The organism is Rummeliibacillus pycnus, from assembly GCF_002884495.1.
GTDB classification, from domain to species: Bacteria; Bacillota; Bacilli; order Bacillales_A; family Planococcaceae; genus Rummeliibacillus; species Rummeliibacillus pycnus.
This window is the reverse complement of the sequence record NZ_KZ614145.1, coordinates 1,159,445-1,182,326: the sequence shown is the minus strand read 5'-3', so window position 1 is coordinate 1,182,326 and position 22,882 is coordinate 1,159,445. Positions and strand designations below refer to the sequence as shown.

At 33.4% G+C, this 22,882-nt stretch carries 18 protein-coding genes; 10 read left to right on the top strand and 8 right to left on the bottom strand.

The genetic code is table 11. The features are described 5' to 3' along the window. Positions 1-113: 113 nt before the first annotated feature. Both CEF14_RS05970 and CEF14_RS05965 read left to right on the top strand, forming a co-directional pair. The gene (locus CEF14_RS05970) at positions 114-314 is read left to right on the top strand and encodes a cold-shock protein (protein ID WP_102692014.1); all 201 of its coding nucleotides are present in this window, start codon (positions 114-116) and stop codon (positions 312-314) included. A gap of 224 nt (positions 315-538) precedes the next feature. Then, complete coding sequence (locus CEF14_RS05965) at positions 539-1,861, top strand: short-chain fatty acid transporter (RefSeq protein WP_102692013.1); 1,323 nt, start codon at positions 539-541, stop codon at positions 1,859-1,861. A gap of 49 nt (positions 1,862-1,910) precedes the next feature. Here CEF14_RS05965 and CEF14_RS05960 read toward each other — a convergent pair whose 3' ends face one another. From CEF14_RS05960 to msrA, 7 genes are all read right to left on the bottom strand, one after another. Further along, a complete protein-coding gene (locus tag CEF14_RS05960; RefSeq protein ID WP_102692012.1) occupies positions 1,911-3,515 on the bottom strand; it encodes an ABC-F family ATP-binding cassette domain-containing protein in 1,605 nt (534 codons plus the stop codon). A 436-nt stretch (positions 3,516-3,951) separates the two neighbouring features. Beyond that, positions 3,952-5,457: a succinate CoA transferase gene (locus tag CEF14_RS05955; protein WP_102692011.1), complete on the bottom strand. Its 1,506-nt coding sequence runs from the start codon at positions 5,455-5,457 to the stop codon at positions 3,952-3,954. A gap of 379 nt (positions 5,458-5,836) precedes the next feature. Beyond that, complete coding sequence (locus tag CEF14_RS05950) at positions 5,837-6,883, bottom strand: DHH family phosphoesterase (RefSeq protein WP_245890066.1); 1,047 nt, start codon at positions 6,881-6,883, stop codon at positions 5,837-5,839. 350 nt (positions 6,884-7,233) lie between these two features. Beyond that, positions 7,234-8,067, bottom strand: a complete 834-nt coding sequence (locus CEF14_RS05945) for an SH3 domain-containing protein (RefSeq protein WP_102692009.1) — start codon at positions 8,065-8,067, stop codon at positions 7,234-7,236. Between the two features lie 618 nt (positions 8,068-8,685). After that, the gene (locus tag CEF14_RS05940) at positions 8,686-9,582 is read right to left on the bottom strand and encodes a DMT family transporter (RefSeq protein WP_102692008.1); all 897 of its coding nucleotides are present in this window, start codon (positions 9,580-9,582) and stop codon (positions 8,686-8,688) included. Between the two features lie 81 nt (positions 9,583-9,663). Further along, positions 9,664-10,569, bottom strand: coding sequence for an AEC family transporter (locus CEF14_RS05935; RefSeq protein WP_102692007.1), 906 nt, complete (start codon positions 10,567-10,569; stop codon positions 9,664-9,666). A gap of 203 nt (positions 10,570-10,772) precedes the next feature. Further along, complete coding sequence (gene msrA / locus CEF14_RS05930; RefSeq protein WP_102692006.1) at positions 10,773-11,300, bottom strand: peptide-methionine (S)-S-oxide reductase MsrA; 528 nt, start codon at positions 11,298-11,300, stop codon at positions 10,773-10,775. 122 nt (positions 11,301-11,422) lie between these two features. On the opposite strand from msrA, the gene CEF14_RS05925 reads away from it, so the two are divergent. The 7 genes from CEF14_RS05925 (at position 11,423) to CEF14_RS05895 (ending at position 18,667) form a co-directional block, all read left to right on the top strand. Beyond that, positions 11,423-12,370, top strand: a complete 948-nt coding sequence (locus tag CEF14_RS05925; RefSeq protein WP_102692005.1) for an LCP family protein — start codon at positions 11,423-11,425, stop codon at positions 12,368-12,370. Between the two features lie 44 nt (positions 12,371-12,414). Then, a complete protein-coding gene (locus tag CEF14_RS05920) occupies positions 12,415-13,656 on the top strand; it encodes an AI-2E family transporter (RefSeq protein ID WP_102692004.1) in 1,242 nt (413 codons plus the stop codon). 158 nt (positions 13,657-13,814) lie between these two features. After that, positions 13,815-14,849 (top strand): N-acetyl-gamma-glutamyl-phosphate reductase, encoded by a 1,035-nt coding sequence (gene argC / locus CEF14_RS05915; protein WP_102692003.1) that lies wholly within the window; start codon positions 13,815-13,817, stop codon positions 14,847-14,849. 12 nt (positions 14,850-14,861) lie between these two features. Further along, positions 14,862-16,088 carry a bifunctional glutamate N-acetyltransferase/amino-acid acetyltransferase ArgJ gene (gene argJ, locus CEF14_RS05910; protein WP_102692002.1) on the top strand — a complete coding sequence of 409 codons (1,227 nt, stop codon included), beginning with the start codon at positions 14,862-14,864 and terminating at the stop codon, positions 16,086-16,088. Then, entirely contained in the window at positions 16,051-16,830 is a 780-nt protein-coding gene (argB, locus tag CEF14_RS05905; RefSeq protein WP_102692001.1) for an acetylglutamate kinase, read from the top strand. Before argJ ends, argB begins: the two co-directional genes overlap by 38 nt. Beyond that, a complete protein-coding gene (locus tag CEF14_RS05900; RefSeq protein WP_102692000.1) occupies positions 16,827-17,969 on the top strand; it encodes an acetylornithine transaminase in 1,143 nt (380 codons plus the stop codon). Before argB ends, CEF14_RS05900 begins: the two co-directional genes overlap by 4 nt. Before the next feature lie 212 nt (positions 17,970-18,181). After that, positions 18,182-18,667 (top strand): hypothetical protein, encoded by a 486-nt coding sequence (locus CEF14_RS05895; protein WP_102691999.1) that lies wholly within the window; start codon positions 18,182-18,184, stop codon positions 18,665-18,667. A gap of 566 nt (positions 18,668-19,233) precedes the next feature. Here the strand turns inward: CEF14_RS05895 and CEF14_RS05890 are convergent. Next, positions 19,234-20,409 carry an aminotransferase class I/II-fold pyridoxal phosphate-dependent enzyme gene (locus CEF14_RS05890; protein WP_102691998.1) on the bottom strand — a complete coding sequence of 392 codons (1,176 nt, stop codon included), beginning with the start codon at positions 20,407-20,409 and terminating at the stop codon, positions 19,234-19,236. Between the two features lie 321 nt (positions 20,410-20,730). Here CEF14_RS05890 and CEF14_RS05885 point away from each other — a divergent pair, with 321 nt between their 5' ends. Continuing rightward, positions 20,731-22,710 carry a methyl-accepting chemotaxis protein gene (locus tag CEF14_RS05885; RefSeq protein WP_102691997.1) on the top strand — a complete coding sequence of 660 codons (1,980 nt, stop codon included), beginning with the start codon at positions 20,731-20,733 and terminating at the stop codon, positions 22,708-22,710. The last annotated feature ends 172 nt before the right edge of the window (positions 22,711-22,882 follow it).

Genomic DNA, 22,882 nt, shown 5'->3' with positions numbered 1-22,882 from the left:
TATGTATTACAAAGAGTAGCTGGCGAATAGATGCTTTTTGTAATATGTAAATCTTTCATCTCGGTTGAAAATTGCGTATTAAAAATTTTTTATTTATTTGGAGGTTTTCTCACATGAAACAAGGTACAGTAAAATGGTTTAACGCAGAAAAAGGCTTCGGTTTTATCGAAGTACAAGGTGAAGATGACGTATTCGTACACTTCAGCGCAATCCAAGGTGAAGGCTTCAAAACTCTTGAAGAAGGCCAAAAAGTTGAATTCGAAGTTGTTGAAGGTAACCGCGGACCACAAGCAGCAAACGTTACTAAATTCTAATAACGTTTAAAAAAGGGAGCATCCTATGATGGGATGCTCCTTTTTGTTTTGTAAATTTAATGATCTGCATTAATTTTGTCATTCATAGTAATTGTGAAAATGATAAACATTCAACATGAATTTCATTTTTATGTTTTTTCTAATTTAGAATACCTATCAATATTTCTATAATTCGATGATATATGAAATTTTTATGACATATATTTTAACGGAGGAGGGATATATTGAAAGTTTTGACAAGATGGTCTAATGCATTAATGGAAAAGTATTTACCAGATCCATATGTTTTTGTTGCTATTTTAACTGCACTTGTTTTAATACTTGGACTTATATTTACAGATTCTACTCCTATGAATATGGTTTCTTATTGGGGAGATGGTTTTTGGGGATTATTGGCATTCACTATGCAAATGGTAGTGGTTTTAGCTGCAGGGCATGTATTAGCAAATAGCCCATTCTTCAAAAAAATTCTTAGTAATATGGCATCTAAAGTTAAAACACCTGCTCGTGCTATTATTATTGTTAGCTTTATCTCTATAATAGCTTGTTGGATTAATTGGGGTTTTGGCCTCGTAATCGGAGCACTGTTTGCAAAGGAAATTGCTCGTAAAGTTCCTAAGATAGATTACAGATTATTAATTGCAAGTGCATATTCTGGTTTTATCGTTTGGCATGGAGGCCTTGCAGGTTCCATACCGCTATCAATTGCAACAGAAGGTCATCCATTTGCTGAAAAAATGGGGGTTATTCCTACTACCGAGACGATATTTTCACCTTATAACTTATTCATTGTTATTATGATCTTCCTTACATTACCATTCTTTAATCGTTGGATGATGCCGAAAGAAGAAGAGACCGTTGTTGTAAATCCTGAACTTTTAAACGATGACGTCGAAGTAGATGAATATACGATCCAACAGAAAAATAGTTTTTCGAATCGCTCTGAAACGAGTGTAATTCTAACTGTGTTTATAGGTGCTTTAGGATTAATTTACCTTATTTGGCACTTTGCAACGAGAGGCTTTGATCTCAATTTAAATGTAGTGAATATGATTTTTGTAGTTTTAGGAATTATCTTGCATAGAACACCTAGAAAATTTCTTGCGGCAGTAAATCAGGCGATTAAAACTACTGGTGGCATTGTTTTTCAATTTCCTTTTTATGCAGGTATTATGGGAATGATGACTGCATCAGGTTTGGCAGCCGTTATTTCAGAATGGTTTATTCGTATTTCAAATGAAACTACTTTTCCATTATTTACGTTTTTTGCAGCTGGTATTGTCAACATTTTTGTTCCATCGGGAGGGGGACAGTGGGCTGTTCAAGCACCGATTATGCTAGACGCAGCGCATGTACTTGGTGTTGATTATGCAAAAACAGCAATGGCTATTGCATGGGGAGATGCGTGGACAAATATGATTCAGCCGTTCTGGGCATTACCGGCACTTGCAATTGCAGGTTTGAAAGCAAAAGATATTATGGGCTTCTGTGTTTTTGTTCTGATCTTTACTGGTATTATTATAAGTTTAGGATTTCTGCTATTTTAAAATATGAGAAAAGAGCTGTAGTAATAACTACAGCTCTTTTTTATAAAGATTAATCCAAATTATTTGCTTCTTTCCATTCTAAGAACTCATCATAAGTAAGCTGTTTATCTAGAATAGATCCGTCATTACGAATTTCAATTACACGGTTTGCAATAGTTTGGATAAATTGATGGTCATGTGATGTGAAAATCATAGCACCCTTAAAGTTAATTAGACCTTCGTTTAACGCTTGAATAGATTCAAGGTCAAGGTGATTCGTCGGTTCGTCTAATAAAAGCACATTTGAGTGAGAAAGCATCATTTTAGATAACATGCAACGTACTTTTTCTCCACCAGAAAGAACAGAAGGTGATTTTTTTACTTCTTCACCACTAAATAACATACGCCCTAAAAAGCCACGTAGGAATGTTTCTGTTTCATCTTCTGGAGAGAATTGACGTAACCATTCCACAAGAGTTTTTTCATTTCCTTTGAAGAACTCTTCGTTATCAAGAGGGAAGTAGCTTTGAGATGTTGTCACACCCCATTTATATGAACCTTCAAAAGCTTCATCTTCGCCAGCAATGATTTTAAGAAACGCTGTTTTAGCAATTGGATTACCAAGTAAAACAATTTTATCTTCTTTATTCATAGAGAAGCGTAAATCTTTAAACTGAACTTCACCTTCGATTGATTTACTCAATCCATCAACTGTCAGAACATCATTACCAATTTCACGTTCCATTTGGAAGTTAATATAAGGATATTTGCGGCTTGATGGTTTAATGTCGTCAAGTTCAATTTTTTCAAGCATTTTCTTACGGGAAGTAGCTTGTTTTGATTTCGAAGCATTCGCAGAGAAACGAGCAACGAATTCTTGTAATTCTTTAATCTTTTCTTCTTTTTTCTTATTTTGATCGGCTAACATTTTTTGAGCTAATTGACTAGACTCATACCAGAAGTCATAGTTACCCACATAAATTTGAATTTTAGAGTAGTCAAGGTCTGCAATATGCGTACATACTTTGTTTAAAAAGTGACGGTCATGGGATACGACAATTACAGTGTTCTCAAAGTTAATAAGGAATTCTTCTAACCATTGGATTGCTTTTAAATCTAAGTGGTTAGTAGGCTCATCTAGTAAAAGAACATCTGGCTTGCCAAATAAAGCTTGAGCAAGCAATACTTTTACTTTCTCAGAACCAGTGAGTTCTGCCATTTTCATATAGTGCATTGCTTCCGGAATCCCTAAGCCTTGTAGTAGAATTGCTGCATCAGATTCTGCTTCCCAACCGTTCATATCAGCAAATTCACCCTCTAATTCAGCTGCACGGATACCGTCCTCATCAGTAAAAGGATCTTTCATGTAGATGGCATTCTTTTCTTGCATCACGTCATATAATCGTTTGTGCCCCATCATAACTGTTTCTAAAACGGAGAATTCTTCATATTCGAAGTGGTTTTGTTTTAAAACAGCTAGACGTTCACCAGGATTCATACTAACATGTCCATCTTGTGGTTCGATTTCTCCAGATAATATTTTCAAAAATGTAGATTTACCCGCACCATTGGCACCGATTAAACCGTAACAGTTACCAGGTGTAAATTTAATATTAACATCTTCAAATAGCTTACGGTCGCCATAGCGAAGACCTACGTTACTTACTTGAATCATGCAAGTACCTCCTTATTCACAATGCTACTATTATATCATGGATACCAGGAAAGCTCTATAGCATTATGTTTACATTAATAGTTCGTTTAAAAAATCTTATTTAAGATGAAGTACCAAGAAGAATTTACTATAGAGATTTATTTATTTTACATATTTTTTTCAGAAAGAACTAATCAGGAGAGGGATGAGGTATAGGCTAAAAACCCTTTTATCTAAAATTACATAATATACGATTAAAATTATAATAAAAGAGAGGAGGGCAGGCGTTCACTTTCTTACGGTTCCTACAGCTTTTTCGTAGCGATGTTCTTGAAGGTTCTAAAAGTTAACCACTTACTTTTTTGCTTTAAGTAATGAAACTAAAGAGTGTATGATAAAGATTTCAATAAAAGAGGGGCTGATCCATTTTTTGGACAGCCCCTAATTATGAGATGTATTATTTCTTCATTGAACCTGTTTTCACAAGTTGATCATACATTTCAAATGCACGGTTTAAAATATGTGGTGTTTGTGCATTGCCTGTAGCTTCTACAGCAGCATTATAATAATCCCAAAGTTGTTCTCTAAAATCAGGATGTGCACAGTTATTAATAATTAACGGTACACGTTCTTTTGGAGCTAAACCGCGAAGGTCGGCAACGCCTTGTTCTGTAACAATTACATCAACATCATGTTCTGTGTGGTCAACATGAGGCACCATAGGTACGATTGATGAGATTGAACCGCCTTTAGCGTAGGATTTAGTAACGAAGATACCTAAGCGAGCATTACGTGCGAAATCTCCAGATCCGCCGATACCATTCATCATCTTACTACCTGAAACATGAGTAGAGTTTACATTTCCATAAATGTCGGCTTCTAGAGCTGTATTAATGGAGATTAAACCTAAACGACGAATTACTTCAGGATGATTTGAAATTTCTTGAGGGCGTAAAACCAATTTATCTGCATATTGATCAAGATTTCCGTATACACGTTTGCCTAACTCTTCTGAAAGGGTAATAGATGTTGCTGAAGCAAAATCGACTTTACCAGCATCTATTAAATTGAAAACAGCATCTTGTAATACTTCTGAGAAAACTTGTAAATGCTCAAATTCAGAATCAGCGAAACCATCTAAAACAGCATTAGCAACAGAACCTACTCCAGATTGAAGTGGTGCTAATGTGTTTGTTAAACGGCCAGCTTTAATTTCTGAACGGAAGAAATCTAATAAGTGATTAGCCATAACTTGTGTTTCTTCATCTGGTGGCACGATTAGAGAAGGAGCATCAGGTTCTTCAGAAATTACAATTGCTTTAATTTTCGCAGGGTCAATTTTAATACCTTTTTCGCCGATACGATCAGCAGCGTTTGTTAAAGGTATTGCTTGTCGTTTACCTTGTTCTTCTGGAACATAGATATCATGGATTCCAATAAGAGATTCAGGATGTGAAATGTTTAGTTCTACAATGATGTTTTCAGCAACATCAGCAATAATTGGGTTATTACCTACAGAAGTTGTTGGAATTAAATAACCATCAGCTGTGATTGCAGCAGCTTCAAGAATAGCATATTTAATTGGTCCAAAGATTTCTTGACGATATTGTTCTGCACCATGAGATAAATGCATGTCTGCAAACAGAATTTCACCATTATTAATCAATGTACGAATGCCTTTATCAGCTTGGAAAGGTCCACGTTTACGAATAACCCCAGCTTGAGCTAAATAGTTGTCAACTTCTGGACCTAGAGATGCACCAGTGTACACATCAATTTTGAATTTTTCAGTTTTAGCACGTTCTACAAGCGCCATTGGTACGACTTTTGCATCGCCAGCACGAGTAAAGCCACTCATACCTACTACATCACCATCGGAAATAAGGGCAGCTGCTTGTTCAGCTGATACGACTTTGTCTGCTAATTCTTTTAATCCAATACGACTTTCAATTGTTGCTTCCATAAATAAATACCCCCTAATGAAATGTTTCCACAACTTCATCCTTCTGTAAATAACATGAAATTGTTCAATTAATACGAAAAGCAATAACATGATAATTTTTTCGGAAAATTACTAAGACGAATGTTAGTTGGGAGATTTCGAAACACTCTGAACAATTAAATGTAATCGGTTTCTAACTATATTTATACATAAAATTACTAGAATAATCTACTATTTTCTATAAAATAATTAATTTTTTTTTACTGATTAGAGGAAAAGTTAACTAAAAAATAAAGAAAATCACAGACATTTTAATATTAAAATAAAAGTACATAGCTTTACTAAATAAAAAAATACAACCCCAAAAAGGGGTTGTATACTTTACATTTTATGTTAAAAATTATTTATTTTTACTTGCTTCAATTACTGCAGTTAAAAACTCTGGTCCTAATTCGGAAAGATCACAACCAGAGGCATTTGGATGGCCACCCCCATTGTAAGCTTTTGCAATTTCAGATAAATTGATGGAGTCCCCAATGGAGCGGAGTGAAACTCGATTTTTGACAAGACTTATGATAAATACTACATCGATTTCTTCAGTGTATTTTTCAGCTAGATGGTTTCCTAATTCGCTATAATAGGAATCTGTTTCGACAACACCGATATTTAAAGGTGTTTCGTGTCCTTTTAATTGGAAATTAGGTACGATGACCATTTGTTTTGATTTTTTCTTTAATATTTTACGTAGTTCATCTTTAGAAAACTCAAGGTAGGCAGTATCTTCAGGCGTAAATAATTGACCATTTAAAATATAATCCATTCGTGCATCGATAAAATCATGTCTTCGTCTAGCGTAGAAAATAGTATTTAAATCAGCTGCTTCTTGAATGGAGAGTACGTTCCAGTCCCATGTATCATATAATCGAATATCTTCAACTAAATGAGCTAAACGATCAAAGAAAAGTTCTTTTTCAACTACAGAATAATCGGGTGTAGTTTCAATTTCATCGTTTTCTTCGTCTGTAACATGGATAATCGGAGATACTTCATATTCAGCATCTTTTAAAGCTTTAAAAATTAAAGTAGTTGCTGACATTTTAATATCATTTACTGAAGGAAGAACAGTAGCCCATTCATAATTATTTAATGCAATTGCTGATGCGTGGTGGTCGATTAAAATAACATAGCGACCATCAGGTTTACGATTGACCTTTTCAATCATTTCAGCCGTTTCATCATTAACAGATAAATCAGTAATCATTAATAATTCGTGATCATTTAATTCAGCTAAACGAGCTTGTACAGCTTCATCCACTTTACGTGTTTCAACATAGTAAGGTGAGTGTGTAATGCCATATGCACGTAACACAATTGATGGTCCAACACCATCTAAATCTGTATGTGTAATTAAATGGATATGCTCATAATTTTCTAATCTTTTGGGCAAATTTTTTAAAATCAAGTCTTTCAACGCCTTTCATATCAAACATAGATATACATTATAACATTATTTTTCGAAAAATAATCGTTAGGGAAAGAAACAAAGTTTTATAATGCTAAAAAGCAGTTCGACCAATATTTTTTGCAATAGTTTTTTAGTTGGTTACTCAAATTTAAAAGCAGTAAGATCCCTTTAATACATCTCAACTAAGAGAGAAAAGGGAATCTTACTGCTCGAAAAAACACAATCGATTTAATTAGCATTCAAAACAAAAAACACTTGTTTTGAACGGAATAATATATATGAAGGGGTATCAAAAAGGAATTTGGTAATACTCAATTTGATACGCCACGGAGCTATTTGATTGAAGTAAGTTCGTTAATTGTCCTGCCATTAAAAATTTGTTTGATTAAACCAATTTGAGGCGCATAGTACGAATAGTTTTTACCTTTACCTTCTTTCACAACAACTACATTTTTGTATATACCTGCCTTTGTTTTAACAACTTTATTTGTCTCAACAATTTTTAATATTTGACCATCAAGACCCTTCCAAGAATTGTTTCGTTTTACAGGATATTCGATGGCTAAAGTTGCAATACCTATATCCTTGTATCCTACATAAAGTCCCTTAGAAGTTTCAAATTCCATTCTTCCAATTGCATCAGGTTCAGAATTAAAATACCAAAAATTAGTTAATGTTTTATTGGCAGCATATAGATGTTTAAAAGTTGCCTTATAGTATGTCTTAAAACCTGAACCTTTATTTTCTGGGGAATAATATGAATATGTTTTTTGTGTATTCATTGCAAAATTAGTTTTTCTATTAGTTTTTACACTAGATAAATATTTTGTTTGTATAAATCCTGCGTTAAATTGTAATGAGATTTTAGACCATCCGTTGCTATATTTCTTTAAAACAACAACACCTTGACCATTTTTAATAGAATCCATCACGTTACTTTTGGTTGAAGCTTTTTGATATATTTTTAAAGGTTTATTAGTACGAATTATTTTGAATGATTTAATAGATGCTGTTTTATATGTAGGAGTATGTTCGCTACCTGTATTTTTTGTAACATTTGTAACATTAGATGAGACCGCTGAAGCCGTTGGTGATAGTAAAATAGAAAATGTTCCAAAAGCTAAAGTTGCGAGCGTTATAATTGAATAAATCGTTTTCTTTTTCATGGATAATTCCTCCTTGACTAAACTATATATTACAAATGTTACAAATGGCAAGTAAAAATTGTAACATTTGAAAAATGAATATTTAGACGTAGAGTAGTAGTATTGCATAATATCTATTTGGAAAATTATAACTAAGTTAAAAGTATTAACATTTGGGAGGGATTTTAGAAAATAAAGAGGGGATGTTCAAAAAGTCATATAAAATCACTTAGAGAAATTATTATGGTGCTAATCCGTTAATTTTTCGTAGTGGTGGCTCCCTCCTTATGAGAAGAGACTATTGAGAAAACTAAAGAACAATATAGAAAGGAAATCAAAACAATGACTTTGTTTATTTACCTCACTTTTTTTCAATGGGGGATCAATTAAAAAGTAGCTTTTGTTCAAATAAGATATTATAGAAAAGAAAAAAATCTGCTTATTTCTAAATTGAAAGTAAACAGATTTTTTATTTAGAACATACACCTGTTGATTGGAATGGAAAGCGTCTACCTGAAATGAAAATTAATATAGCAAAAAAAGTATTGTTTTGTTTAGGTTATACTTTCTAGACAACTTCTTCAACTTCTTTTGAAGACAAACTGTTATCTCTTTAAATCAATCATTAAGCTAGAAATATTAAGCAGTTTTGATGATTTTGCGACTTGTCCAATAGACACCTAAAACAACAAGGAGACCACCTATTAATTGCGAAGTAAGGAGCGTTTCACCTATGAAAAGAACAGCAAAAATTGATGCAAAAACTGGAATAAAGTTTAAGTAAATCCCTGCACGATTAGCTCCCCATCTAATAACCCCTGTATTCCAAGCGATAAAGGCAACTATTGATGCTAAAATACCTGTATAAAGTACAGCTGAAATTGAAGTCAGTGACCAATGAATAGCCATTGTAGTGGTCAAGGATTCATGTATATAAAATGGTAACAAAATAACGATTCCTACAACAATTGAAATGAGAAATGTTGATTGTCCAGGAAGTTCTTTTGCATACTGTTTCACTAATAATGAATAGATACTCCATAGTACTACAGCAATGATTACAATCAAGTCACCCTTATTGAATGTAAAATGCTGTAGTGTTTTTAGTGATCCATTTGAAATAATGGTCATAACACCAATGAGAGAAAACGCTGTACCAATAACTTGATTTCGATTTAATTTTTCTTTAAGGAAAATAAAAGACAAGATATAAATAATAACAGGTGTTAACATATTCATCAACGATGCATTGATGGATGTAGTGTAATGTAACGCAATATAAACTAGGGTATTAAAACTTGCTACTCCAGTAAAGCCTAATATGATAACAATAATCCAATGCTTTTTTATTTGAAGCCAATCACGTTTAAGTGCTGTATATGTAATTGGTAGAAAAACAATTAACGCCACACACCATCTTAGAAATGCTAAAGTAAACGGTGGCAAATCATTTGCAACAGCTCGCCCAATAACAAAGTTTCCACCCCAGAGTATGGTAGCTATTAATAATAACGCAACTGGAGGAATTTTATTCATCGTAAAACCTCGCTTTATATTTAAATTAAATTTTATTTTGAAGAAATCGTTTTTAAAACGGGATATCTCCTTGAATTTCTTCTAAATTCCTAAAAAATACATGACTACAGGGATACTGAAAATACTAATCATTGTTGTAACAAATGTTGTAAATGACACTAGATCTGGTTCTGTATCAAATTGTAACGCAAGCATTGTTGTATTAGCAGCTGCAGGCATTGCTGCTTGAATAATTAAAACGGACTTTATTAAATCACTTACTGGCATAAACCATAATATGACTGCCGCAATAAGTGGCGAAATAATAATTCGAATGAAGCTAACAGAAGAGACGAACCGATATTTTACGCGAGTTTTCTTAATAGTGGCAAGTTGCATTCCTAATACCAGCATGACCACAGGAATGGAAGCATCAGCAACTAAGTCCACTCCATTCATTATTGATGTTGGAACATGTACGTGCATCAGTTGAAGAATTATTCCAATAATACAGGCATATAAAACTGGCATTCTAAAAACATTACGTAATGCTTGTTTAACTGTTGCTTGTCCTTTTCCACCAATTGCTGCAAAGAATATGCCTAAAGAATTCATAAATAAGGAATGGAGAACCATAATGATGACTGCAATATGAAATCCAGGAGAACCTAATGCAAACAAAACGACTGGTGCACCATAATTACCGCTATTCATAAAGACAGCGCCAAGCATCATAGCTGATAGTTCAGATCGCTCAGCTCTTAGAAAGTGAGACCAAATCCAAGTAATGAGAAATAATGCGATCACCAAACAAATTGCAAACAAACATATGTATAAATAATCCATTGTCAATGCTGTTGTATAAAATGTACGAAAAGCTAAAAAAGGAGACATTAAATACAACGATACGGTAGAAATATTTTTGATATTAAAACCGATGACTCTTTGTCCGATATAACCAATTAGGAAGACGATTAATACCGGTAAGATCACTAAAAACAAATCCACTGATGTCACCTCTTCATAAATTTTTCTTCTCTTATTATTTCATTTTCCAAATAAATGGCAAGTATTTTTATAAGAAAAATGTATAATTATAAGTTTATTGGAGAAATTTTATAATAGAAATGTGAAAAAGGGTACACAACAAAAAGTGATGTACCCTATATGCATCCATTTTTAATCTTGAGCGTCCTTACATATGAATGTGACTACCAATTTTTTTGTAGAAACTCATCGCGACCAGATGCAGCGCGATCTTTTTTATAATGTTCAGGTTTCTTTTTATAAAAATCTTGATGGTAATCTTCAGCAGGATAGAAGGTTTCAGCAGCTCTAATTTGAGTTACAATTGGCTTTTTAAAGCGGCCACTATTGGCTAAATCTTGTTTTGATTTTTCTGCTTCTATCTTTTGTTGTTCGGTATGATAAAAAATAGCCGTGCAATAATTGCTTCCGCGGTCATGGAATTGTCCACCATCATCAGTTGGATCAATTTGCTGCCAAAAAATTTCTAGTAATTTTTCGTATGGGAAAATGTTTTCATCGAAGACAATTTGGACAACCTCTAGATGCCCGGAGTTTCCTTTTTTAACATCTTCATATGAAGGATTTTCTAAGTGTCCACCCATATAACCTGAAATTACGCTATGTATACCATCCCATTCGACAAATGGTTTAACCATACACCAAAAGCAGCCGCCAGCAAAAGTAGCAGTAGATAATGTGGTTGTTGGCATTCATACGACCTCCTTAAGTCAATTTTAGTTAATCATACTTGCGTAGAATAGCTTCTACATCTATTATGTAGTTTACATGATAACTTCCTAGAAAAAAAGGAGTAACGAAAGGGGAAAGTCATATGGACGAAAAGCGTCATACTCATGTCCGAAAGAAAAAACGAAAACTAAGAAAAGGTCGTGCCTTTTTTATTATAGTATTATTATTAGCGGTAATTGTTGGTGCTTATTCCTATACACAGTATAAAGCTGGTGAAAAACTAGCATCAAGTACAGGAATATCGAAAAAAACAGAACAATTTAACGGTGATCCACAATCCAAATCAAATATTGAAAATATCCTTTTACTAGGAATTGATACGCGAGGAGAGGCAAGATCACGAACAGATTCCATGATTTTAGTTTCTTGGAACAAAGATACGAATGATGTGAAAATGGTATCTTTTATGCGTGATATTTATGCCAATATACCAGGATACCAATCATATAAACTAAATACAGCTTATTATTTAGGTGGCGTTCAATTACTAAAAGATACTCTAAAAAATACTTTTGGGGTAGAAATTAATCATTATGCATTAATCGATTTTAAAAGCTTTGAGTCTTTAGTGGATATAGTCGCACCAAATGGTGTCAAAGTATATGTAGATCATGATATGTCTAAGAATATTGGCGTTAGTTTGAAAAAAGGTGAACAGCGTTTAAATGGTAAAGAACTTTTAGGATTCTCACGTTTTCGTCACGATAACTTAGGTGATTTTGGTCGCGTTGATCGTCAACAAAAAGCCTTAGAAGCATTAAAAAAAGAAGCTCTTTCACCTAAGAATTATAAAAATTACCCTAAACTATTAGGTGCCGTGAAAGGTTATGTAGAGACAGATATTACAAATCAAGAAGAATTATCATTCATTTTGCCACTTCTCAAAGGAAATATTAAAATGCAACGTCTAACGATTCCTGTAGAGCATAGTTATAATTTTGGTTATTATCCACAAGCTGGTTCTGTACTTGAAATAAACCTTCAGCAAAATAAGCAAGCTCTAGATAATTTTCTTGGTTCCAATAAGTAATATCGGAGTATAATGGAAATAGGAAGATAGATGTAATGATTTGAATGTGTAATAAAAGAGGGGGAAATTCATTGCAACCAGAAAAACGCTCATTCTTTTCAACGAGGTTTATCCAGTTTCTTGGTGGCAAAAATCTGTTATTTGGGTTAATCACTTTACTATTATTAGGATGCATTATTTTAATATATGATAAAATTTCCTTCATCTTTTATCCCATTATCGTTTTTATAAAAACAGTTGTATTACCAGTGATATTAGCAATGATTTTGTATTACTTACTAAGACCTGTTTTGCATCTAATGATGAAATGGAAAATACCGAAAATCTGGGCAATCTTGATGATTTATATAGTGGGTCTTAGTCTAATTTCGTTATTTGTTACACTTGTATTTCCATTTTTAAAAGGTCAATTTTTGAATTTAATACAAGAATTTCCGAATTACTTTATGCAAGTAGTCCATTCAGTTCAAGATATGATCGAGAAATCAAGTTTGAGTGAAACATTAACAAAATATAATTTTAATATAAATGAAGTATTAAATAATATTTCAAATCAATTAAATGTCACTGTGAAGGATGCTGCAAAAGAATTAGGAACAAGTCTAGCAACTGGTATTACAGGTTTTATTTCAACATTAACGGGAATTATCGTGGCAATCGTCACAGTTCCATTCATCTTGTTTTACTTGCTTAAAGATGGTGAAAAGCTACCAAAATATATACTAAAACTTCTACCACCAAGAATGCGAGAAGATGCTGCACATGTACTGCATGAAGCAGATCATCAAATAAGTAGCTATATACAAGGGCAAATTTTAGTCGCATTTTGTATAGGTGTTATGGTAACGATTGGTTTTTTAATTATCGGTTTAGACTATGCGGTTGTTTTAGGTGTGTTAGCAATGTTAACAAGTGTTGTACCGTATCTAGGGCCAATTATTGCAATTACTCCAGCAGCTATAATTGCTGTTGTAAATACACCAATTATGCTACTAAAATTAGCTGTTGTTTGGACGATTGTTCAATTAGTTGAAGGTAAATTTATATCACCACAAATCATGGGGAAATCACTACATGTACATCCTATAACAATTATTTTCGTATTATTAACAGCAGGTTCTCTATTTGGTGTCCCAGGGGTTGTTCTTGGGATCCCAGGATATGCAGTATTAAAAGTATTTGTTACACATCTATTTTATTTATTTAAAAAACGATACAACAAATATACAGATCATCCAGATTTAGAATATGAAATTAATGATTGGAAAAAAACAAATAATAACTAAAAAATTCTGTTGACACTTAATTGTCAACAGAATTTTTTTATGCTGAAATATTGAATCGATTTATTTTTGATAAAAAATTCAATAAATAATAAAAATACAATTGACTTTATAAATATCCAGAAATATAATAGTAACATCATAAACAAGAGGTGAGAGCAATGCAGGTTGGAATAATTGGAGCAACAGGGTATGGAGGTCTAGAATTATTAAGGTTATTGTATAATCATTCAGAAATTGAAAACATACATCTATTTTCATCTTCTGAAGAAGGAATCGTATTTTCGAATAAATATGCACACCTTCGAAAAATTATAGACCAACCATTACAAAAAATTGAACCTGAAGCATTGCAAAAATTAGAAGTTATTTTTACCAGTACGCCATCTGGGGTATCGAGCAAACTAATTCCCGAAATTTTAACGGAGAACGTTAAAGTAATTGATCTTTCAGGTGACTTTCGGATAAAAAATACAGAAGATTATGAAAAGTGGTATAAATTGTCCCCGGCACCTCAAAAATTAATTGAACAAAGTGTATACGGATTAACAGAATGGAATGGTAAAGAAATTCAAAAAGGAAAATTGATTGCAAATCCAGGATGTTATCCAACAGCTGTTTTGTTATCTCTCCTTCCACTGTTACGTGATGAACTAATAGATTCAGAGAATCTAATCATCGATGCGAAAAGTGGAATAAGTGGCGCTGGGAATAAACCAAATGCAAATAATCATTTTTGTGAAACAAATGATAATACATCAATTTATAAAATTAATAAGCATCAACACATTCCTGAAATTGAGCAGGCAATGTCAATGTTTGCCCACACAGATCAGCCAATTACTTTTTCAACGCATCTAGTTCCGATGAATCGAGGAATAATGGCAACTAGCTACGCAAAACTGCAAAAAGGAATAACAAAAGACGATCTTCTAAATAGTCTTCATGACAAGTACGATCAACATCCTTTTGTTCGAATTTTAGAAGATGCATCAAAAATTAGTACATCTCAAGTACGTGGAACAAATTATTGCGATATTCATATTAATATTGACGAAAGAACCGGACGTGCAACCATTATTTCAGTTATAGATAACTTAGTTAAAGGTGCTGCAGGGCAAGCCATTCAAAATATGAATTTAATGTTTGGGATTGAAGAAACAAGTGGATTAAAACAAATACCAATTTGGATATAAGGAGCGATAGACATGACGATAGTAACAGAAAACCTAAAGAGAAGTGCAAGCCATAATCTGATTTCGCCAAAGGGATTTAAAGCAGCAGGAATTCATTGTGGTGTAAAGCATAAAAAGAAAGACTTAGCTCTTTTAGTGAGTGATGTCCCTGCAAATGTTGCAGGAGTATTCACTACAAATGTAATTAAAGCAGCGCCGTTGCTAATATCAAAAGAAGTGGTACACCATACAGGGAAAATGCAAGCCATCGTTGTGAATTCCGGAAATGCAAATGCATGCACAGGGAAGCAAGGTTTAGAAGATGCCTATACAATGCAAAAATTAACTGCTGAAAAGTTAGGGATTTCACAAAACTTGGTAGGTGTTTGCTCAACCGGAGTTATTGGCGAATTAATGCCAATGGATACAATCAAAGTAGGAATTGAAAAGATTGAAGTAGGCTCGCAGTTAGAAGATGCCCTTGATTTTTCTCAAGCTATTCTTACAACAGATACAGCCACAAAACATACTGCCTATACAATTAAAATTGATGGCAAAGAAGTAATTATTGCGGGAGTGGCAAAAGGTTCTGGAATGATTAAGCCCAATATGGCAACGATGCTCGCTTACATTACAACTGACGCTAATATTAGCCATGAAACACTACAAGCATTACTTGCAGATACAACTGAAAAAACTTTTAATGCTATTACAGTTGATGGAGATACATCAACAAATGATACAGTTCTTGTTCTTGCTAATGGTTTGGCAGAAAACAATGAGTTAACACCATCTCATCCTGATTGGAATGCATTTACAGAAGCGTTTAATGCGACTTGTGAAGACTTATCTAAAATGATTGCAAAAGATGGTGAAGGAGCCACAAAACTTATAGAGGTTAACGTAACAGGAGGAAAAACAGATTTAGAAGCATTGCAAATTGCCAAAACAGTCGTAGGTTCATCACTAGTTAAAACGGCTGTATTTGGTTGTGATGCAAACTGGGGAAGAGTTATTTGTGCAGTAGGTTATAGTGGTATGACTGTGAATCCAGAAACAATCACTATTCAAATTGGTTCTACAACGGTAGTACAATTTGGTGAACCAATTCCTTTCTCAGAAGAAGTGTTAACGGACTATTTAAAACAAAATGAAGTGAAAATTGCTGTGGATCTTGGAATCGGTGAAGGAAAAGGAACAGCATGGGGGTGCGATTTAACATATGACTATGTCCAAATCAATGCCACATACAGATCCTAAGAAACTTGTCATTAAATTAGGTGGAAGTATGTTAGCTGGTCTGCACTCATCCTTTTTTGATTCACTTAAAAAGTATTTGTCAGAAGGCTATCAAATTGTCATTGTCCATGGTGGTGGACCAATGATCAATGAAGAATTAGAAAAGAATAACATAGCTTATAAAACGGTTAATGGTATCCGTTATACTTCAAAAGAAGCTGTTGGAATCGTTCAAAATGCACTAGTGGAAAAAGTTAATCCTTTCTTAACCAACCAACTTCTATCAGCAAATATTCAAACGGTTGGATTAAATGGGATGGATGGTAGTATTTTTGAAAGTGATTTTCTCGATGAACATGTTTACGGTTATGTAGGAAAAATTCAAAAAGTTCATGATGAAAAAATACAAAGTTATTTACATTCTGGTCAAATTCCTGTCATTGCTTGTTTTGGAGCAACGAGCGATGGCATCCCACTTAACATTAATGGGGATACAGTAGCAAGTGATATTGCACTAGCTATAAAAGCAGAAGCTTTAGTTCTTGTAACTGATACAAATGGTATTAAGATACAAGGTGAAGTGAAAGAAGAAGTCAATCCAGAAGAAATTAATGATTGGATTAATTCAGAAGATATCTTTGGTGGAATGATCCCAAAAGTAAAAGCAGCTGTTGAATGTTTAGAATCTGGCATTCCAGAAATTCATATCGTCAATCAGTATTTTGAAGGAACAAAAATTGCAAAAGAGGGTGTTCGTTTATGAGCGCATTATTTGGAAATTATACAAGAAGACCAATTCAACTTGTGAAAGGAAAAGGTACTAAAGTATGGGATGAAAATGGTAAGACATATTTGGATTTCACAAGTGGTATTGCCGTATTAAGTCTTGGCCATGCAAATCCAATTTTAGTTGAAACGATCAAACATCAAAGTGAGCTATTATGGCATACTTCTAACTTATTTCAAAATAAGTATCAAGAGCAATTAGCGGAAAAATTAGTTAAGGGTACTCACTTATCACATGCATTTTTCTGTAATAGTGGTACAGAAGCAAATGAAGCAGCCATAAAATTGGCAAGAAAACATACAGGCAAACATAAGATCATTACTTTTTTACATTCTTTCCATGGTCGAACTTTCGGTGCAATGTCAGCAACAGGTCAAGAGAAAGTACATAGTGGCTTTGGACCGATTGTTGAAAAATTTGAATATCTTCCTTATAACGATGTCGAAGCTTTACTTTCTGCAGTTGACGATGAAACAGCAGCGATCATGTTAGAAGTGGTCCAAGGCGAAGGTGGCGTTCATGTCATAGCACCTGAATTTGCCGAAGCTATTCAAAAAGTCTGCGAAGATAAAGGTATTTTATGTATTGTGGATGAAGTACAAACAGGTATTGGTCGTTCAGGTACTCCTTATGCATATATGCAAACTGCATTAAAACCACATATTGTGACGCTCGCAAAAGGTTTAGCTGGTGGATTCCCAATCGGTGCAATGCTTGGAACAGCAGAACTGTACGATAGTTTTGGACCAGGTACTCATGGCTCTACTTTTGGTGGAAATCCATTAGCCATGTCAGTTGCAACCGCTGTTATAAATGAAATTTTTGATAAAACTTTTTTAGAAAATGTGAAGAAAAAATCTCAATATTTGAAGGAGAAATTAGTTGACGCATTGCCTGAAACAGTCGAAGTTCGAGGAATGGGCTTTTTACAAGGTATAACTTGCGAAAATTCTTCTGTAATCGTTGATACTGCAGAAAAGAATGGATTATTGGTGGTGGCAGCTGGTGAAAATGTTGTACGTCTATTACCACCACTAACGGTAAGTTATGACGAAATTGATGAAGCAGTTGCAATTTTGCAAGCTATAATTCCAGCAACAACAACAGTGAGTTAACAACAGTGAATTAATGCGCTCAGAGAACCGCCATTCACTAGCAAATAACCTCTTTTTTAGTGCTAACAATAAGCGAAAAGGAAACGGGTACCTTTTCACTTATTGGGGAGCACTATTTTTTTATTTTAAATAAAAGACTAGTGAAGTATAGATAGGAGATAAAAGTTTAATATTAAGAGGTGATATATAATAGCAGAAGGGGGGAACTTTTAATGCGGTATCAATGTTTAGAGGGGCAAATTATTCATATAGAAGAGCAATATCTAGTTAAATGTAATCTTAAATTTTCAAATCATAACATCTTTTTGAAATTACAAAATACTCCTATTGTACATGGCCGAGGATTTGATCTTTTGCAACCGAACAATTTAAAAGCTGAACAATATTTTCAAGCCTATGTTCAGAATCAAAATTTTGAATCAGGAAAAGTGTCACTTGAATATCATCCCTCGCTTTTTGTAGTAAATGAAGAAGAAAAATTTTTTGCAGTCACTATTGGTCAATATAATGAGAAGACAAATTTGCTGGCCGATCAATTACTAACACGAATAGATGAGAATACTGTGATTCGTTCATCTACAGGATTATTAAAATACAAAGATGGTATTTTTAGGAATTGTGAGTGTGCTGCTTTTTACAAAATGTGTACACTCTCAATTCCACCCAAAGCAACTCCGCAGCTTTGGGTAATATTATAATAATGAGCAAACTCCTTAATGCCAGTATTTTCTATATTGGGGAGTTTGTTTTTTATGGACCTCGATAGTCTATATAATATAAAATAATTAGCTGTAAGGATAGAAAATATTGTAATAATTAGAATATTTATTTATAGTAAACGTAAGATTCAATCAGAGTATTTAATTTAGTGTCTAATTAAAATTCATAAAAGAAGTGATGCTTATTTTTTAGTAAGAAATTCCCCACTAGTACAATCTGCAATTGAAAGAATGCAAGTTAGACTTTCCCATAATCATTCAAAACAATATTTTATACTCGAAGAATTCAATAGATTTCAAGCAGGCTTACAAGGTGAATGCTGAGAAATATATATTAATAATTGAAGTGAAAAATATGAGGGGCGAATTATTTTTTTAATCTTCCCTGGCACAACTGAAAGAGAGCCAGAGTAAAGCAAAAAGGAGCTCAAATAGAGCAAAAAACCATGAGAAATCCAAAAGTATTCATAATTCAAACTAAAATATATGTAAAAAAACCGAGTCTACATCTAGTAAACTCGGTTTTCTCAATCAATCGTATTAAATTAAGCTTCAATCTTAGAAAGTTTTCCAAGACGTTCAATGGCTTCACTTAAAAGTGCTTGGTCTTGAACTAATGCGACACGTACGTAATTTTTTCCGGCTTCGCCGAAGATTGATCCAGGTACTAATACAACACCTGTTTCTTCAATTACTTTGAAAACAAATTCGATATCATTCAGTTCTTGCATAGGGTATTTTGCCCAAACGAACATACCCCCATTTGAAGGAGTAACCGTCCAGCCGATGTTTTTTAAACCTTCCATTAAAGTATGGTGGCGCTTAGTAAATACAGCACGTAAACGATCTGTAATTTCTTCAGCGTTATCTAAAGCTACACATGCTGCATCTTGAATAGGTTGGTAAGTACCAAAGTCAAGATTGGATTTAAGCTCTTGAATAATAGAAATCATTTCAGCATTACCTGCGATATAAGCGATGCGTGCACCAGCTAAACTAAAGCTTTTTGAAAGTGAATTAATTTCCATACCTACTTCTTTTGCACCAGGAGTAGATAAGAAACTCATTGGACTTCCACCATCAAAATAGAACTCTGAATAGGCAGCATCATGAAGTACAATAATATTATATTTTTTTGCAAAGGCAACTACTTTTGAAAAAAACTCTTCAGATGGCGTAGCTGGTACTGGATTACCTGGTAAATTTAAAATCATTAATTTAGCTTTCTCTGCAACTTCTATAGGAATTGCATCAAAGTCAGGTAAAAAAGAGTTTTCTTCTTTCAAAGGCATATAATAAGGAATCGCTTCGGCTAAGTGAATACCGGCATCATAGGCTACATAGGCGGGATTGGTTGATAAAACGTAATCCCCAGGGTTGCAAAAGGCCATTGGTACATGCACTAAACCTTCTTGTGAACCCATCGTTTGAATAATTTCTGTTTCGGGATCTAAATCAACATTGCTGCGGCGTTTATAATAATTCGCTACAGCTTGATAGAATTTTTTTGTTCCGCCTAAAGTATAACCATAAGAACTAGCCAAAGCTGCTTGTTTTGAAAGCTCTGTACGAACTTTCTCATCTGGTGGTAGATCAGGACTACCAAGACTTAAATCTATTATCTTAGTACCAGTAGCTGCTTTACGAGTGGCGGCGGCCTTTAAATCTCCGAATATTGCTTTTGGAAACATAGCCATTTTCTTTGATCGTTCGATTTTCACTAGTAAGCACTCCTTAGTTGAAATATAAATTTAACAAATATTCTATCATAATTATCTATTATATAACAGAGTAATACAAAAAATTTTAAATATCAATGTGATTTTATTGTTTAAATAATAGATTTTGTTCCTTAAAATGTTCATATTTCGAAAAAATCAAGTACTAGTATGAATTTTCATAAAAAAATAAATTATTTGTAAAAAATATTGTCGAAATTTGTTATACTTGTAAAGTGAAAAATTTGTGAGTCTATTTAACTAATTCGACTTTAAGTTGTTTTAGTATTTATTACTACAGGCTTGGAAGGGAAAAAGAAAGAAATGGGTAAAACAATCAAGTGGAAAATTATTAGTACAGTTATTGCCTTAGTATCTGTCGGCTTAGTTTTATTAAATGTTATCAGTACTTATACAGTGAATCAAAAGACTGATGCAAGTTTAATAGATCAAAGCCAAGTACTTGTAAATGGAATGTCTTCATCAATTGAAAATTATTTAGGAAACTATGAAAAAGGGCTTATTCAATTTTCTAAGTCAAATGAGGTACTTAACTATAAAGGAAAATCATCTATAAAAAACATAGATGCGAAATTTAATGATTTCTTATCGATATATAATTCAACTACTTCTGTATACTATGCACAAACGAATAGACATTTAGATATTTTACCAAAAGTAGATTTGGGTTCTGATTTTGATCCTACAACACGAGATTGGTATAAAAATGCTTATAATAATCCAAATAAGGTATATTGGACTGAACCATACATAGATCAGGCAACTAAAGAATATACAATTTCAGCTGCAAAAGCTGTTGTGAAAAATGGGGAAATTATTGGTGTAGTAGGTACGGATATCTTATTATCAAACTTATCAAAGGAAATTTCAAAAACAGAACTTGGTTTTAAAGGTTATCCTATTATTATTGGAAATAATGGTACAGCAATTGTACATCCAACTAAATCAGGTCAAGATTTATCAAAATATTCATATGTGAAAAAAATATTTGATAGCTCTAAACAAAAAGGGGTTGTATACGACGATGAAAATGGAAAATCGTATATAACTATTTACAATACTTTGCCAAACTTGAAGTGGAAAATTGGGGCTGTATATGATCAAACACAAATTCATCAAACAGCCTCAGACATTCGTAATATGTTTGTCATTGTTTCAATAATTCTGTTGGCGATCCTTTTTGGAGTACTTGTCTTAGTGATTGCTAAGATTACAAAACCCATTGCTGTTTTAAGAAGGTTAATGGATCAAGTAGCAAATGGGGATTTATCAGTTCATGCCCGTTACAGCGGAAAAGACGAAGTAGGGCAATTATCTCAAGACTTTAATAAAATGATAGACAATATGAATTCTATTATTCGGGTTGTCAAAGATTCATCTACAGAAGTAAATGAGAACTCACTTAAATTAAATGCTTTGGCTGAAGAAACAAGTGCATCGAGTGAAGAAGTTACTGCAGCTATTGGAGAAATTGCTGAAGGAGCAAGCAATTCAGCAAGTCGTGCGGAAACAGCTGGTGAACATACACAGTCATTAAGCATACAGATCAATGATATACATGATAAATCTGTAGATATGATGGGGATTGCAAAGGAAGCTCAACAAGCCAATAAAGGTGGACAAGAACAAATCAACCAATTACATAACACCTTTGACGAGTGGGAAAATAGTATGTCAGAAATGGCAACTGTAATTTTGACTTTAGAAACGAAAATTAAATCAATTAATAGTATTATGCAAACAATTATGGAAATATCGAGTCAAACAAATTTATTAGCATTAAATGCTAGTATTGAAGCAGCTAGAGCTGGTGAGCATGGTAAAGGTTTTGCTGTTGTTGCTGAAGAAGTTCGAAAATTAGCAGAGCAATCCGCAGAGGCAACTGAAGAAGTTCGAGAAATAGTACTAGCATTACAACAAGAATCGAGACAAGTAACAGAGAAAATGTTGGCAACAAAAGAAACGTTCGAAACACAAAATGAAGTAGTGAATAAAACAAGTAATACTTTTAATGATATTTCTAGTCATATCCATCGTCTTGAAAAGTCAATCTCTGAGATTTCAAATAGTGTGGTAGGTGTAACACGTTTTAAAGATGAAGTAGTTGAACTTACTCAACAAATGGCTGCAACTTCAGAAGAAACGGCAGCAGCGTGTGAAGAAGTAAGTGCTTCTTCTACAGAACAGCTTAATGCCATTGAATCTGTTTCGGCATCTGCTGAAAACTTAACTACATTAAGTGAAAAACTGTCAGAAGCTATAAAAAAATTTAAGATTGATTAAACAGCTTATAATAAAGCCCAAATGTCCGCATAAACATTTGGGCTTTATAACGTAAGTTTGTTAAGTAAAGAATTAGTTTTTTGCTAGGAGATGACTTTAGGGAATATTCATATACTAACTGAATGAAAAGCCTATAAGATTATGAAACAATTACAAAAACGAATACTTAAAT

Excerpts from the sequence above, each read along its gene's own strand:
- CEF14_RS05970 (WP_102692014.1), top strand. The coding sequence starts at position 114 with ATGAAACAAGGTACAGTAAAATGGTTTAACGCAGAAAAAGGCTTCGGT.
- CEF14_RS05960 (WP_102692012.1), bottom strand. The coding sequence starts at position 3,515 with ATGATTCAAGTAAGTAACGTAGGTCTTCGCTATGGCGACCGTAAGCTA.
- CEF14_RS05955 (WP_102692011.1), bottom strand. The coding sequence starts at position 5,457 with ATGGAAGCAACAATTGAAAGTCGTATTGGATTAAAAGAATTAGCAGAC.
- CEF14_RS05945 (WP_102692009.1), bottom strand. The coding sequence starts at position 8,067 with ATGAAAAAGAAAACGATTTATTCAATTATAACGCTCGCAACTTTAGCT.
- CEF14_RS05940 (WP_102692008.1), bottom strand. The coding sequence starts at position 9,582 with ATGAATAAAATTCCTCCAGTTGCGTTATTATTAATAGCTACCATACTC.
- msrA (WP_102692006.1), bottom strand. The coding sequence starts at position 11,300 with ATGCCAACAACCACATTATCTACTGCTACTTTTGCTGGCGGCTGCTTT.
- CEF14_RS05925 (WP_102692005.1), top strand. The coding sequence starts at position 11,423 with ATGGACGAAAAGCGTCATACTCATGTCCGAAAGAAAAAACGAAAACTA.
- CEF14_RS05920 (WP_102692004.1), top strand. The coding sequence starts at position 12,415 with ATGTGTAATAAAAGAGGGGGAAATTCATTGCAACCAGAAAAACGCTCA.
- argC (WP_102692003.1), top strand. The coding sequence starts at position 13,815 with ATGCAGGTTGGAATAATTGGAGCAACAGGGTATGGAGGTCTAGAATTA.
- argJ (WP_102692002.1), top strand. The coding sequence starts at position 14,862 with ATGACGATAGTAACAGAAAACCTAAAGAGAAGTGCAAGCCATAATCTG.
- argB (WP_102692001.1), top strand. The coding sequence starts at position 16,051 with ATGACTATGTCCAAATCAATGCCACATACAGATCCTAAGAAACTTGTC.
- CEF14_RS05900 (WP_102692000.1), top strand. The coding sequence starts at position 16,827 with ATGAGCGCATTATTTGGAAATTATACAAGAAGACCAATTCAACTTGTG.
- CEF14_RS05895 (WP_102691999.1), top strand. The coding sequence starts at position 18,182 with ATGCGGTATCAATGTTTAGAGGGGCAAATTATTCATATAGAAGAGCAA.
- CEF14_RS05885 (WP_102691997.1), top strand. The coding sequence starts at position 20,731 with ATGGGTAAAACAATCAAGTGGAAAATTATTAGTACAGTTATTGCCTTA.